The following is a 13,967-nucleotide window of genomic DNA, read 5'->3' as shown; positions in this document are numbered from 1 at the left end:
TCGATTTTGCTCGTGCACAGGGGTGGGGAAATGAACGAGGCAAGCCGCGTCAGGAGCGGTGTGCGTGCCGCCGCCATGGCGGCGGTGGTCGCTCTGACCGCGACCGCCTGCCAGGGTGGGGAAGGCGGCGGGGCCGCGGGGGACACGGCCGTGAGGGCGTCGGCGAGCGCGTCGGGGGACACCGCGCCGTCCGGGGCGGCGGCGCAGGCCTTGCAGGCCGCCTGGCAGAAGACCGGCAAGGCGTACTCGGCCAAGGTCCGCATGACGATCACCCTCGGCGGTGACTCCGGCGGCGGCACGGTCGAGATGGCCGGTGTGCAGGGCTGGGGTGACGTCCCGGCCATGGACGTCACCATGCGGTTCACCGGAGCCATGAAGCCGAAGTCCACCTCGGTGAGGATCCCCGAGAGCCAGCGGATGATCCTGCTCGGCACGAAGCGGTACGCCGACGTCGGACCCGAGCTCGCGGAGCGGACCGGGGGCAAGCGCTGGATGCGGATGCACGCCCCGGCGTCCGCCGCCCCGGGGCCCGACGGTACGCCCACGGGGATGAGCAACGACCCGGCCGAGCAGCTCGGGGTGCTGCTCCACTCTCCGAACCTGAAGCACCTCGGTACCGAGCAGGTGGACGGCACCGCCACCGAGCACTACAAGGGCCTGGTCACGCTGGAGGAGATGGCCGCCGTCAGTCCCAGGGCCGCGGCCATGCCGGCGGAGCAGCGGCAGCGAGTGATCGCCGCTTCCCGAGCGGTCGGGATCACGGGCTACGACATGGACGTCTGGCTCGGCGGTCACGGGTACCCGGTACGGATGAAGGTGATCATGGACTCGCCGGCCGGGACCTTCACGATCGACGGGCATTACTCCGACTTCGGCGCGCCGCTGACCATCTCGGAACCGGACGCCGAGGACGTGTTCGACCCGGCTTCCGGTGACCGGCCGGTCATGCCGGACTGACCGCACGGGTGCGGGAATTCCGCATGAATGTACGGATCCCCGCGTATGGTCGGGGAGGACAGCTGATCACATGGGGTGGGGAAATCATGCGCGACAACGTCAAGAAGCGGGCCGCCGCGGCCGTACTGGCCGCCGTCCTCCTCGCCGGCGGGGCCACCGCCTGCGGGGACAAGAAGGCCGACGGCAAGGCAGGGGACAAGGCTGGGGGTGCCAACACCGTCGTCACCAAGGTCGAGCCGGCCGCGTACCTGGAGAAGGTGCAGAAGAACTCCGTCGAGCTCACCTCGATGCGCTACTCCATGACCGGCTCCTCCGCGGGCCAGCAGGTCGCGGGCGAGGCCTCCGTCCGGCTCAAGCCGACCGTGGCCATGTCCATGAAGATGAGCAACCCGGCGAAGGCCGGCGAGACCGTCGACATCCGTCTGATCGACGGGATCATGTACCTCGGCAGCGAGGACAAGTTCCTGAAGATCGACCTCAAGGCCGTCGACCCGAGCGCGGCCAAGCAGCTCGACGCCCTGGGCAACGGCGGCGGCCAGCAGGCGGAGAACCCCGGTGACCGGGCGAACCAGCTCCAGTCGGCCAAGGACCTCAAGGTGGTCGGCGAGGAGACCGTCGAGGGCAAGAAGACCACGCACCTCAGCGGCACGGTCACCACGGAGGAGATGCGCTCCTCCCTCGCGAAGGCCACTCCCGAGCAGAAGGAGAGCCGCGAGAAGTCCCTGAAGCAGCTGGAGTCCCAGGGCATCAAGAGCCTGCTGACGGACATGTGGATCGGCGAGGACAGCCGGCCGGTCCAGGTCCGCACCCGCGGCGAGGGCACCCAGGGCCCGGTGGACATCACGATCAAGTTCCTGGACTTCAACCAGCCGGTCGAGCTCACCGCCCCGCCGGCCGACCAGGTGGTGGACCTGTCCGAGCTGGCCAAGGCCCAGGGGGCCTGACCCCTCCCGGTGCCGTCGCTCCCCGTGCCGCAGTCCGCGGATTTGCTTCCGCGGACTGCGGTCACGTACAGTTCCCGAGAAGCCAAAGACCGCTGGTCGTTGCCGTCCCCGCAAGGGAACGGTGGCCGAAGGATCCGCTGAAAGCGGGCGACCCGCGCAGGTGAATGTGGAAAGGCTCCCGGGATTCGTTCCTGGTCGAGCGTTGCCCCGTGCGCCTGCGCCCGGGGCGCTTTGTTTTGCCCAGCCCCTTCTGCGCGGTCCTCATCACCCGGAAGGAGGCCGACGCTCTATGGCAAGGCCCGACAAGGCTGCCGCGGTAGCCGAGCTGGAGGACATGTTCCGCAGCTCGAACGCCGCTGTGCTGACCGAGTACACGGGGCTCACCGTTGCGCAGCTCAAGACGCTGCGTCGTTCGCTCGGTGAGAACGCCCAGTACGCCGTGGTGAAGAACACGCTGACCAAGATTGCGGCCAACTCGGTCGGGATCACCGCGCTGGACGAGCACCTTGCTGGTTCGACCGCGGTCGCCTTCATCACCGGTGACCCGGTGGAGTCGGCGAAGGCTCTGCGTGACTTCGCCAAGGACAACCCCAAGCTCGTCATCAAGGGCGGTGTCCTTGACGGCAAGGCGCTGTCCGCCGACGAGATCAAGAAGCTTGCGGACCTCGAGTCCCGCGAGGTTCTGCTCAGCAAGCTGGCCGGCGCGTTCAAGGGCAAGCAGTCCCAGGCTGCCTCGCTCTTCCAGGCGCTGCCGTCGAAGTTCGTCCGCACCGCGGAGGCGCTTCGCGTCAAGCTCGCCGAGCAGGGCGGTGCCGAGTAATTCGGCTCGCGCATTGATCCGCGCCGCCTAGAGCGCGGGTCGTAGCGGGCCGTTACGCCCGCCTTTCGATACATCTCGGCACCAGCCGAATTAGTGGAAGGATCGCCCATCATGGCGAAGCTGTCTCAGGACGACCTGCTCGCTCAGTTCGAGGAGATGACCCTCATCGAGCTCTCCGAGTTCGTGAAGGCCTTCGAGGAGAAGTTCGACGTCACCGCCGCCGCGGCCGTCGCCGTTGCCGGCCCGGCCGGTGTCGGCCCCGTCGCCGAGGCCGAGGAGGAGAAGGACGAGTTCGACGTCATCCTCACCGGTGCGGGCGACAAGAAGATCCAGGTCATCAAGGTCGTGCGCGAGCTGACCTCCCTGGGTCTGAAGGAGGCCAAGGACCTCGTCGACGGCACCCCGAAGCCGGTCCTCGAGAAGGTCAACAAGGAGGCCGCTGAGAAGGCCGCCGAGTCCCTCAAGGCCGCTGGCGCGTCCGTCGAGGTCAAGTAACACCTCTGAGGCCGTCTGACGGCCTCTGCGAAGGGCGATCACCCGAAAGGGTGGTCGCCCTTTGACGTATCCGAAGTGCCTGGCTTGCCCTGCTCTCGTTGAGGAGTATGGTGATCTTCGTTGCTCTGGAGGCGGGTCCGGTGATGATCCGCACGGAGCAGGGGGCCTTGACGAACGGCACGCGGCGCGCAATTCTCAGACCCGTTGCAAGCCGCAGCCCAGATCGATCCGGTTCCGAGGCATGGATCGACTACGAAGAGGGCAGTATCGATACGCGCTCTGTGTTCGGGGCGCGCGAGGGTTGCGGCGCGTTCAACAACACAGGGAAGGTCTTTTGCCGGGCTTCAGAAACCTGGTCTGGACATCAGTGAGCCAAGTGGCTACACTGACCCTTTGCGCTGCCTGTTAGCTGCCCCCTGCCCGTCGCCAGGGGCATGCCCACGCTCGAGCAGACCTGACTGAATGTCTCTGACCTGGCCTTTTGTCCGGGAAAGGAAGCATCCCGTCTCCTGTGTCGGCTGGGACCGGTACGCGCGTAGTGAGTCCGAGCCCTCGGAAGGACCCCCTCTTGGCCGCCTCGCGCAACGCCTCGACCAATACGAACAACGGCGCCAGCACCGCCCCGCTGCGCATCTCCTTTGCAAAGATCAAGGAGCCCCTCGAGGTTCCGAACCTCCTGGCGCTGCAGACCGAGAGCTTTGACTGGCTGCTCGGCAATGCCGCCTGGAAGTCTCGCGTCGAGTCGGCGCTGGAGAGTGGACAGGACGTCCCCACGAAGTCCGGTCTGGAGGAGATCTTCGAGGAGATCTCCCCGATCGAGGACTTCTCCGGGTCGATGTCGCTGACCTTCCGCGACCACCGGTTCGAGCCGGCGAAGAACTCGGTGGACGAGTGCAAGGACCGCGACTTCACGTACGCCGCGCCGCTCTTCGTCACGGCCGAGTTCACGAACAACGAGACCGGTGAGATCAAGTCTCAGACGGTCTTCATGGGCGACTTCCCGCTCATGACCAGCAAGGGCACCTTCGTCATCAACGGCACCGAGCGTGTCGTGGTGTCGCAGCTGGTCCGTTCGCCGGGTGTCTACTTCGACTCCTCCATCGACAAGACGTCCGACAAGGACATCTTCTCCGCCAAGATCATCCCGTCCCGGGGTGCCTGGCTGGAGATGGAGGTCGACAAGCGCGACATGGTCGGCGTCCGCATCGACCGCAAGCGCAAGCAGTCCGTCACCGTCCTCCTGAAGGCTCTCGGCTGGACCACCGAGCAGATCCTCGAGGAGTTCGGCGAGTACGAGTCCATGCGCGCCACCCTGGAGAAGGACCACACCCAGGGCCAGGACGACGCGCTGCTCGACATCTACCGCAAGCTGCGTCCGGGCGAGCCGCCGACCCGTGAGGCCGCGCAGACGCTGCTCGAGAACCTGTACTTCAACCCGAAGCGCTACGACCTCGCGAAGGTCGGCCGCTACAAGGTCAACAAGAAGCTGGGCGCGGACGAGCCGCTCGACGCCGGGGTCCTCACCACCGACGACGTCATCGCCACGATCCGCTACCTCGTGAAGCTCCACGCGGGCGAGGTCGAGACCGTCGGTGAGAACGGCACGAACATCGTGGTCGAGGTCGACGACATCGACCACTTCGGCAACCGTCGTCTGCGCAACGTCGGCGAGCTCATCCAGAACCAGGTCCGCACCGGCCTGGCCCGGATGGAGCGCGTCGTCCGCGAGCGCATGACCACCCAGGACGTCGAGGCGATCACGCCGCAGACCCTGATCAACATCCGGCCGGTCGTCGCCTCCATCAAGGAGTTCTTCGGCACCAGCCAGCTGTCGCAGTTCATGGACCAGAACAACCCGCTGTCGGGTCTGACGCACAAGCGTCGTCTCTCGGCCCTGGGTCCCGGCGGTCTCTCCCGTGAGCGGGCCGGCTTCGAGGTCCGTGACGTGCACCCGTCGCACTACGGCCGCATGTGCCCGATCGAGACCCCCGAAGGCCCGAACATCGGTCTGATCGGCTCGCTCGCGTCCTACGGCCGCGTCAACGCGTTCGGTTTCGTCGAGACCCCGTACCGCAAGGTCGTCGAGGGTGTCGTCACCGACGAGGTCGACTACCTGACCGCCGACGAAGAGGACCGCTTCGTCATCGCCCAGGCCAACGCGCGCCTGGACGAGGACATGCGCTTCTCCGAGAACCGCGTCCTGGTCCGCCGCCGTGGCGGCGAGATCGACTACATCGCCGGCGACGACGTCGACTACATGGACGTCTCCCCGCGCCAGATGGTGTCCGTCGCGACCGCGATGATCCCGTTCCTCGAGCACGACGACGCCAACCGCGCCCTCATGGGCGCGAACATGATGCGCCAGGCCGTTCCGCTCATCAAGGCGGAGGCCCCGCTCGTCGGCACCGGCATGGAGTACCGCTGTGCCGTCGACGCCGGCGACTCCATCAAGGCGGAGAAGGACGGTGTCGTCCAGGAGGTCTCGGCCGACTACATCACCGTCGCCAACGACGACGGCACGTACACCACGTACCGCGTCGCCAAGTTCAACCGCTCCAACCAGGGCACCTCGGTCAACCAGAAGGTCATCGTCAACGAGGGCGACCGGATCATCGAGTCCCAGGTCCTCGCCGACGGTCCGGCGACCGAAGAGGGCGAGATGGCCCTCGGCAAGAACCTGCTCGTGGCGTTCATGCCGTGGGAGGGTCACAACTACGAGGACGCGATCATCCTGTCGCAGCGCCTCGTGCAGGACGACGTCCTCTCCTCGATCCACATCGAGGAGCACGAGGTCGACGCCCGTGACACCAAGCTCGGCCCCGAGGAGATCACCCGGGACATCCCGAACGTCTCCGAGGAGGTCCTCGCCGACCTCGACGAGCGCGGCATCATCCGCATCGGTGCGGACGTCGTCGCCGGCGACATCCTGGTCGGCAAGGTCACCCCGAAGGGTGAGACCGAGCTGACCCCGGAGGAGCGCCTGCTCCGCGCGATCTTCGGTGAGAAGGCCCGCGAGGTCCGTGACACCTCCCTGAAGGTGCCGCACGGTGAGATCGGCAAGGTCATCGGCGTCCGCGTCTTCGACCGCGAGGAGGGGGACGAGCTTCCCCCGGGCGTGAACCAGCTGGTCCGCGTCTACGTCGCCCAGAAGCGCAAGATCACCGACGGTGACAAGCTCGCCGGCCGCCACGGCAACAAGGGTGTCATCTCCAAGATCCTCCCGATCGAGGACATGCCCTTCCTCGAGGACGGCACCCCGGTCGACATCATCCTCAACCCGCTCGGTGTCCCGTCCCGAATGAACCCGGGACAGGTCCTGGAGATCCACCTCGGCTGGCTCGCCAGCCGCGGCTGGGACGTCTCCGGCCTCGCGGACGACTGGGCCCAGCGTCTGCAGGCCATCGGCGCCGACCAGGTCGCCCCCGGCACCAACGTCGCCACCCCGGTGTTCGACGGTGCCCGTGAGGACGAGCTCGCCGGCCTCCTGCAGCACACGATCCCGAACCGCGACGGCGAGCGGATGGTGCTCCCGTCCGGCAAGGCGCGCCTGTTCGACGGCCGCTCCGGCGAGCCGTTCCCGGACCCGATCTCGGTCGGGTACATGTACATCCTCAAGCTCCACCACCTGGTCGACGACAAGCTGCACGCGCGTTCGACCGGTCCGTACTCGATGATCACGCAGCAGCCGCTGGGTGGTAAGGCGCAGTTCGGTGGCCAGCGCTTCGGTGAGATGGAGGTGTGGGCGCTGGAGGCTTACGGCGCCGCGTACGCCCTCCAGGAGCTGCTGACCATCAAGTCCGACGACGTCACCGGCCGAGTGAAGGTCTACGAGGCCATCGTCAAGGGCGAGAACATCCCCGAGCCGGGCATTCCCGAGTCCTTCAAGGTGCTCATCAAGGAAATGCAGTCGCTCTGCCTCAACGTGGAGGTGCTGTCCTCGGACGGCATGTCCATCGAGATGCGCGACACCGACGAGGACGTCTTCCGCGCGGCGGAGGAGCTCGGTATCGACCTGTCCCGGCGCGAGCCGAGCAGCGTCGAAGAGGTCTGACGGGCCCGGCGGGGGCTCCACAAGAGCCCCCGCCGCCCCGGGACCGTTTCAGACCACTGATCAAGAGACACGACCCCGAAAGAGGGATTGACGCACAGTGCTCGACGTCAACTTCTTCGACGAGCTGCGGATCGGCCTTGCCACCGCGGACGACATCCGTACCTGGTCGCACGGCGAGGTAAAGAAGCCGGAGACCATCAACTACCGCACCCTGAAGCCCGAAAAGGACGGACTCTTCTGCGAGAAGATCTTCGGTCCGACCCGGGACTGGGAGTGCTACTGCGGCAAGTACAAGCGTGTCCGCTTCAAGGGCATCATCTGCGAGCGCTGTGGCGTCGAGGTCACCCGCGCCAAGGTGCGCCGTGAGCGGATGGGCCACATCGAGCTCGCCGCCCCCGTCACCCACATCTGGTACTTCAAGGGTGTCCCGTCGCGCCTGGGCTACCTGCTGGACCTCGCGCCGAAGGACCTCGAGAAGGTCATCTACTTCGCCGCGTACATGATCACGTTCGTCGACGACGAGCGCCGTCAGCGCGACCTGCCGTCGCTGGAGGCCCACGTCTCCGTCGAGCGCCAGCAGATCGAGAACCGCCGCGACGCCGACCTCGAGGCCCGCGCCAAGAAGCTCGAGACCGACCTGGCCGAGCTCGAGGCCGAGGGCGCCAAGGCCGACGTGCGCCGCAAGGTCCGCGAGGGTGCCGAGCGCGAGATGAAGCAGCTCCGCGACCGCTCCCAGCGCGAGATCGACCGCCTGGACGAGGTCTGGAACCGCTTCAAGAACCTCAAGGTCCAGGACCTGGAGGGCGACGAGCTCCTCTACCGCGAGCTGCGTGACCGCTTCGGCACGTACTTCGACGGCTCGATGGGTGCCGCGGCGCTGCAGAAGCGCCTGGAGTCCTTCGACCTGGAGGAGGAGGCCGAGCGCCTCCGCGAGATCATCCGTACCGGCAAGGGCCAGAAGAAGACCCGTGCGCTGAAGCGCCTGAAGGTCGTCTCCGCGTTCCTGCAGACCAGCAACAGCCCCAAGGGCATGGTCCTGGACTGCGTCCCGGTCATCCCGCCGGACCTGCGTCCGATGGTGCAGCTGGACGGTGGCCGCTTCGCGACCTCCGACCTGAACGACCTGTACCGCCGTGTCATCAACCGCAACAACCGTCTGAAGCGTCTGCTCGACCTCGGTGCCCCCGAGATCATCGTGAACAACGAGAAGCGGATGCTCCAGGAGGCGGTCGACGCCCTCTTCGACAACGGCCGCCGCGGCCGCCCGGTCACGGGCCCCGGCAACCGTCCGCTGAAGTCCCTCAGCGACATGCTGAAGGGCAAGCAGGGTCGATTCCGTCAGAACCTGCTCGGCAAGCGTGTCGACTACTCGGCGCGTTCCGTCATCGTCGTCGGCCCGCAGCTGAAGCTGCACCAGTGTGGTCTGCCCAAGGCCATGGCGCTGGAGCTCTTCAAGCCGTTCGTGATGAAGCGCCTGGTCGACCTGAACCACGCGCAGAACATCAAGTCGGCCAAGCGCATGGTCGAGCGCGGCCGCACCGTCGTGTACGACGTCCTCGAAGAGGTCATCGCCGAGCACCCGGTGCTGCTGAACCGTGCGCCCACGCTGCACCGCCTCGGCATCCAGGCCTTCGAGCCCCAGCTGGTCGAGGGCAAGGCCATCCAGATCCACCCGCTCGTCTGCACCGCGTTCAACGCGGACTTCGACGGTGACCAGATGGCCGTCCACCTGCCGCTCTCCGCGGAGGCGCAGGCCGAGGCCCGCATCCTGATGCTGTCCTCGAACAACATCCTCAAGCCGGCCGACGGCCGCCCGGTGACGATGCCGACCCAGGACATGGTCCTCGGTCTGTTCTTCCTCACCACCGACGGCGAGCTGCGGAACGTCAAGGGCGAGGGCCGCTCCTTCGGCTCCACCGCCGAGGCGATCATGGCGTTCGACGCCGGCGAGCTGTCGCTGCAGTCCTCCGTCGACATCCGCTTCCCGGTGGGCACCATCCCGCCGCGCGGCTGGGTCCCCCCGGTCGCCGAGGAGGGTGAGCAGGAATTCCAGCCGGGCGACAGCTTCCGTCTGAAGACCACGCTGGGCCGTGCGCTCTTCAACGAGCTGCTGCCCGAGGACTACCCGTTCGTCGACTACTCGGTGGGCAAGAAGCAGCTCTCCGAGATCGTCAACGACCTGGCCGAGCGCTACCCCAAGGTCATCGTGGCGGCGACGCTCGACAACCTGAAGGCGGCCGGCTTCCACTGGGCGACCCGTTCCGGCGTCACCGTGGCCATCTCCGACGTCGTGGTCCCCGAGGCCAAGAAGGAGATCGTCGCGGGCTACGAGGCCCAGGACGAGAAGGTCCAGAAGCAGTACGAGCGCGGTCTGATCACCAAGGACGAGCGCACGCAGGAGCTCATCGCGATCTGGACCAAGGCGACCAACGAGGTCGCCGAGGCGATGAACGCGAACTTCCCCAAGACCAACCCCATCTTCATGATGGTTGACTCGGGTGCCCGAGGAAACATGATGCAGATGCGGCAGATCGCCGGTATGCGTGGTCTGGTGTCGAACGCGAAGAACGAGACCATCCCGCGTCCGATCAAGGCGTCCTTCCGTGAGGGCCTGTCCGTGCTGGAGTACTTCATCTCCACCCACGGTGCCCGTAAGGGTCTGGCCGACACCGCCCTGCGTACCGCCGACTCGGGTTACCTCACCCGTCGTCTGGTGGACGTCTCGCAGGACGTGATCATCCGCGAGGAGGACTGTGGCACCGAGCGCGGTCTGAAGCTGAAGATCGCGGTCCGCGGCGAGGACGGCGTCCTGCGCAAGGCCGACGACGTCGAGACCTCGGTCTACGCCCGCATGCTGGCGGAGGACGTGGTCATCGACGGCAAGGTCATCGCGCCGGCCAACGTCGACCTCGGCGACGTCCTGATCGACGCCCTGGTCGCCCACGGCGTCGAGGAGGTCAAGACCCGCTCGGTCCTGACCTGTGAGTCCGCGGTCGGCACCTGTGCCTTCTGCTACGGCCGCTCGCTGGCCACCGGCAAGCTGGTCGACATCGGTGAGGCGGTCGGCATCATCGCCGCCCAGTCCATCGGTGAGCCCGGTACCCAGCTGACGATGCGTACCTTCCACACCGGTGGTGTGGCCGGTGACGACATCACCCAGGGTCTGCCGCGTGTCGTCGAGCTCTTCGAGGCCCGTACCCCGAAGGGTGTCGCCCCGATCTCCGAGGCCGCCGGCCGCGTGCGGATCGAGGAGACCGAGAAGACCAAGAAGATCGTCATCACGCCGGACGACGGCTCCGACGAGACCGCCTTCCCGATCTCGAAGCGTGCGCGCCTCGAGGTCACCGAGGGCGACCACGTCGAGGTGGGCCAGAAGCTCACCGCGGGTGCCACCAACCCGCACGACGTGCTGCGCATCCTCGGCCAGCGTGCGGTCCAGGTCCACCTGGTCGGCGAGGTCCAGAAGGTCTACAACTCGCAGGGCGTGTCGATCCACGACAAGCACATCGAGATCATCATCCGGCAGATGCTCCGCCGCGTGACGATCATCGAGTCGGGCGACGCCGAGCTGCTTCCGGGCGAGCTCGTCGAGCGTTCGCGCTTCGAGACCGAGAACCGTCGTGTGGTCACCGAGGGCGGTCACCCCGCCTCCGGCCGTCCGCAGCTGATGGGTATCACCAAGGCCTCGCTGGCGACGGAGTCCTGGCTGTCGGCCGCCTCCTTCCAGGAGACGACCCGAGTCCTGACGGACGCGGCGATCAACGCCAAGTCCGACAGCCTCATCGGCCTCAAGGAGAACGTCATCATCGGTAAGCTCATCCCGGCCGGTACGGGTCTGTCCCGCTACCGCAACATCCGGGTGGAGCCCACCGAGGAGGCGAAGGCCGCGATGTACTCGGCCGTCGGCTACGACGACATCGACTACTCGCCCTTCGGCACCGGCTCCGGCCAGGCGGTCCCGCTGGAGGACTACGACTACGGCCCGTACAACGGCTGAGGTCACAGGCAGTAACAACCGCAGGGCGGTCACCCGGAAGGGTGGCCGCCCTGCGGCGTTCCCGGCTGGGCACCACCTGGCCCGGCCCCCGGCCCGGCCCCCGGCCCGCAGCCTGACACCCGGTCCGGCCCCCGGTCCGGAGCACGAAAGAGCCCCCGGTCGTTCCCGACCGGGGGCTCTGCCGTGTCCGCAGCGGAGTTCGCTGCCGCTGCCGGGCTAGGCGGCCGTCGTGACCGCGGGCCGTTCCTCGGCGGCGGCCTCCGTGCTGTCCGGCCGGACGCGCCGGCGGGCGACCACGGTGACCGTGAGCAGCGCCAGCAGGGCCAGGCCGGCGGCTGCGAGGCCGGGACGGAAGCCCTTCGGGGTGAAGGTGCAGGAGACCTTCCCGGTGCCGGCCGGGACCTCCAGGGCGACCAGGCCGTGGAAGGGCTTCATCGGGGCGGAGCACTGCCAGCCCGGGACGGCGGTCATGGCGAAGACCGCGGTACCGCGGGTCCCCTTCGGGAGGGTGGCCCCGATGGTGTGTCCGCCGACGCCTACCGAGGTGGCGCCGGTGGCGGTCAGGGACGCCACGGCCGCGCCGACGGCCCCGGGCTTCAGGCAGCCGATGGGCTGCCCGGGCGCCGCCCCCTGGCTCTTGGTGCGGACGGTGACCTCCACCCGGCCGTTCGCGGGGACCGGGCCGAGCTTCAGCACGCCCGTCTGCCTGTCCTCGATGCGGTGGTCGGTGCCGCCCGTACGGAGGACGCCGTTCAGGGCGGGGGAATACCAGTACGCCTCGGAGCCGGGAGCGCACTGGGCGGCGTACTTCTGTTCGGTGGCGCTTCCCGATCGAGTGGTCCGGGGCACCTGGTACACCGTGCTCCCCAGGACCTCCTCCTGGTTCGCCCAGACGCTGCCGGCCGGGTTGGGGGAGGAGTAGGGGCCGGACCGGACGGTCACCAGCGGGGGAGCCGGGAACTTCGTGCCCTGCCAGGCGTTCTTCTCGCCCGGGACCGGGGAGACCCGCGCACCGATCGAGAAGATCGCGTCGAGGACGGGGTTGTCGGCGCCGAAGAGGGTCCGGCCGTCGTTCTTGTATCCGTAGCCCAGGGGTTCGAGCGCCCGGTACGTGACCTCGGGCAGGTAGCTGCTGTAGTACTGCGGGCCTTCCGCCCGGAGGGCGAGGGCGTCGTTGTACGAGGTCTGCGGCTTCCCCGAATCGGTCCGGTATACGGGCCAGCCGTCCACCTGCCGGACCGCCTCGGCATGGTTGGTGATCGACCGGTTCGAGGTCGCGGCCGGCTTCGCCCACCGCTCCCGGGCCCGCTTCTCGTCCGCGTTGGCGGCGGACAGCGCGGACTCGGCGAAGACCACCGAGACCATCAGCACGGCGGCCACCGGGACCAGCGCGCGGCGCCGCTCACCCAGGTGCAGCAGGAGCAGCGCGAGCAGCGAGAGCGCCCCGCCGCCCAGGACGGCGTACCAGGTCTCGACGGAGAAGTCGTCGGTGTTCCGTAGCAGGAAGGTGGCGAGCACCAGCAGCCCGAAGGTGAGCGCCAGGTGCAGCGGGCGGGGCCGGTTGGCCAGCGACATCCAGGCCAGGACCACCAGCATCGCGCTGAAGACGAAGGCCTCGCGGTACGGGTTGCCGTTCGGGACCGCCAGCCCGTGCCAGAGGTACTGGGTGGGCGGGAACTGGAAGGAGGCCGCCACCAGCACCGCGGCCAGGCCCCACACCAGCCGGGTCTTCCGGGCGACACGCGTGTTGAGCAGGAAGGACCCGGCCAGGATCAGGCCCACGGAAGCGATGTAGAGCCGGGGCCGGCCGCCCCACAGGTGGGTGGCCGGCAGCATCCCGGTGAGGAACACGTCCAGCCGCTGCGGGTCGAACTCGGCGACCGCGGTGGGCTGGGCGGCACCACTGGAGAGGAAGGAAGGGAGCAGTAGCGGGAGGGTCAGGGCGATGCCGGCACCGGCCGCCGTCGCGGCCCGCCCGAGCACGCGGACGCGCTGCCGGGCGGTCATGTCCCGAGTGATGAGACGGATGACCAGAATGACGCTGACGGCCATCGTGGCCATCATCGCCGTGTAGAAGTTGCCCAGCCAGGCGAGCGCGACCAGGGCGGTGGCGGCGGGCCAGCGCCGCTGCTCCAGGCACCACTCGACCGCGATGCCGAGCATCGGGAGGGCGGCCAGGCCCCACAGCCACATCGGGATGTACGAGGCGTCGCTGAGCGCCCACCCGCACAGGCCGTACGCGGCGCCGAGCACCCCGCGCTGCCACCACGGGCCCGGCACCAGCCGGCCCAGGTACACCGCCATCAGCGCGGCGGCGAACCCCATGGTGACCGGGGTGACCAGGAAGACCGCGAGGTCGACGTGGGCCCGCGGGACCAGTACCGCCAGCCAGGAGAACGGGTTGCCGAGGTAGGTGTAGTAGTCGGACAGGAATTGCTGTCCGAAGCCGCCGCGCCAGGTGAAGAGGACGTCGCCGGCCGCCTGGCCGTGCGCCAGGTCCCACAGTGCCCGGTGGAAGGGGACGTACTGGTTCGCCTGGTCGTTGATGGCCCGCCCGGTGTTCCCGAAGGGGAAGCTGCCGCGCCACACCCAGGCGGTGCAGAACGCCGCCGAGGTGATCGCGAAGGCGAGCAGGGGGGCGTACAGCCGCTTGATCCGGCTCGCCAATGCAGTACTCCCTGAAGATCGCTATAATGGCCTGTT

The 13,967-nt window shown here is 68.0% G+C and carries 8 protein-coding genes; 7 read left to right on the top strand and 1 reads right to left on the bottom strand.

Annotation, left to right across the window (positions count from 1 at the left end; all coding sequences use genetic code 11):
- The first annotated feature begins 30 nt into the window (after positions 1-30).
- The 7 genes from ACGFQ9_RS17890 (at position 31) to ACGFQ9_RS17860 (ending at position 11,264) form a co-directional block, all read left to right on the top strand.
- Positions 31-957, top strand: a complete 927-nt coding sequence (locus ACGFQ9_RS17890; RefSeq protein ID WP_393574718.1) for a hypothetical protein — start codon at positions 31-33, stop codon at positions 955-957.
- A gap of 86 nt (positions 958-1,043) precedes the next feature.
- Positions 1,044-1,901 carry a hypothetical protein gene (locus ACGFQ9_RS17885; RefSeq protein ID WP_393574717.1) on the top strand — a complete coding sequence of 286 codons (858 nt, stop codon included), beginning with the start codon at positions 1,044-1,046 and terminating at the stop codon, positions 1,899-1,901.
- A 289-nt stretch (positions 1,902-2,190) separates the two neighbouring features.
- Positions 2,191-2,721 carry a 50S ribosomal protein L10 gene (gene rplJ, locus ACGFQ9_RS17880; RefSeq protein ID WP_393574716.1) on the top strand — a complete coding sequence of 177 codons (531 nt, stop codon included), beginning with the start codon at positions 2,191-2,193 and terminating at the stop codon, positions 2,719-2,721.
- A gap of 111 nt (positions 2,722-2,832) precedes the next feature.
- The gene (gene rplL / locus ACGFQ9_RS17875) at positions 2,833-3,216 is read left to right on the top strand and encodes a 50S ribosomal protein L7/L12 (RefSeq protein WP_393574715.1); all 384 of its coding nucleotides are present in this window, start codon (positions 2,833-2,835) and stop codon (positions 3,214-3,216) included.
- A gap of 107 nt (positions 3,217-3,323) precedes the next feature.
- Positions 3,324-3,587 carry a hypothetical protein gene (locus tag ACGFQ9_RS17870; RefSeq protein WP_393574714.1) on the top strand — a complete coding sequence of 88 codons (264 nt, stop codon included), beginning with the start codon at positions 3,324-3,326 and terminating at the stop codon, positions 3,585-3,587.
- Positions 3,588-3,784: 197 nt separating this feature from the next.
- Positions 3,785-7,267 (top strand): DNA-directed RNA polymerase subunit beta, encoded by a 3,483-nt coding sequence (gene rpoB, locus ACGFQ9_RS17865; RefSeq protein WP_393574713.1) that lies wholly within the window; start codon positions 3,785-3,787, stop codon positions 7,265-7,267.
- 97 nt (positions 7,268-7,364) lie between these two features.
- Positions 7,365-11,264: a DNA-directed RNA polymerase subunit beta' gene (locus tag ACGFQ9_RS17860; RefSeq protein ID WP_393574712.1), complete on the top strand. Its 3,900-nt coding sequence runs from the start codon at positions 7,365-7,367 to the stop codon at positions 11,262-11,264.
- Positions 11,265-11,480: 216 nt separating this feature from the next.
- Here ACGFQ9_RS17860 and ACGFQ9_RS17855 read toward each other — a convergent pair whose 3' ends face one another.
- The gene (locus tag ACGFQ9_RS17855; protein WP_393574711.1) at positions 11,481-13,931 is read right to left on the bottom strand and encodes a YfhO family protein; all 2,451 of its coding nucleotides are present in this window, start codon (positions 13,929-13,931) and stop codon (positions 11,481-11,483) included.
- Positions 13,932-13,967 lie beyond the last annotated feature (36 nt).

This window comes from Streptomyces sp. NPDC048603, assembly GCF_043199475.1.
Taxonomy (GTDB): domain Bacteria; phylum Actinomycetota; class Actinomycetes; order Streptomycetales; family Streptomycetaceae; genus Streptomyces.
This window is presented reverse-complemented; position numbering and strand designations above follow the sequence as displayed.

Coding starts and splice junctions, on each gene's coding strand:
- ACGFQ9_RS17890 (WP_393574718.1), top strand. CDS start 31: ATGAACGAGGCAAGCCGCGTCAGGAGCGGTGTGCGTGCCGCCGCCATG.
- ACGFQ9_RS17885 (WP_393574717.1), top strand. CDS start 1,044: ATGCGCGACAACGTCAAGAAGCGGGCCGCCGCGGCCGTACTGGCCGCC.
- rplJ (WP_393574716.1), top strand. CDS start 2,191: ATGGCAAGGCCCGACAAGGCTGCCGCGGTAGCCGAGCTGGAGGACATG.
- rplL (WP_393574715.1), top strand. CDS start 2,833: ATGGCGAAGCTGTCTCAGGACGACCTGCTCGCTCAGTTCGAGGAGATG.
- ACGFQ9_RS17870 (WP_393574714.1), top strand. CDS start 3,324: ATGGTGATCTTCGTTGCTCTGGAGGCGGGTCCGGTGATGATCCGCACG.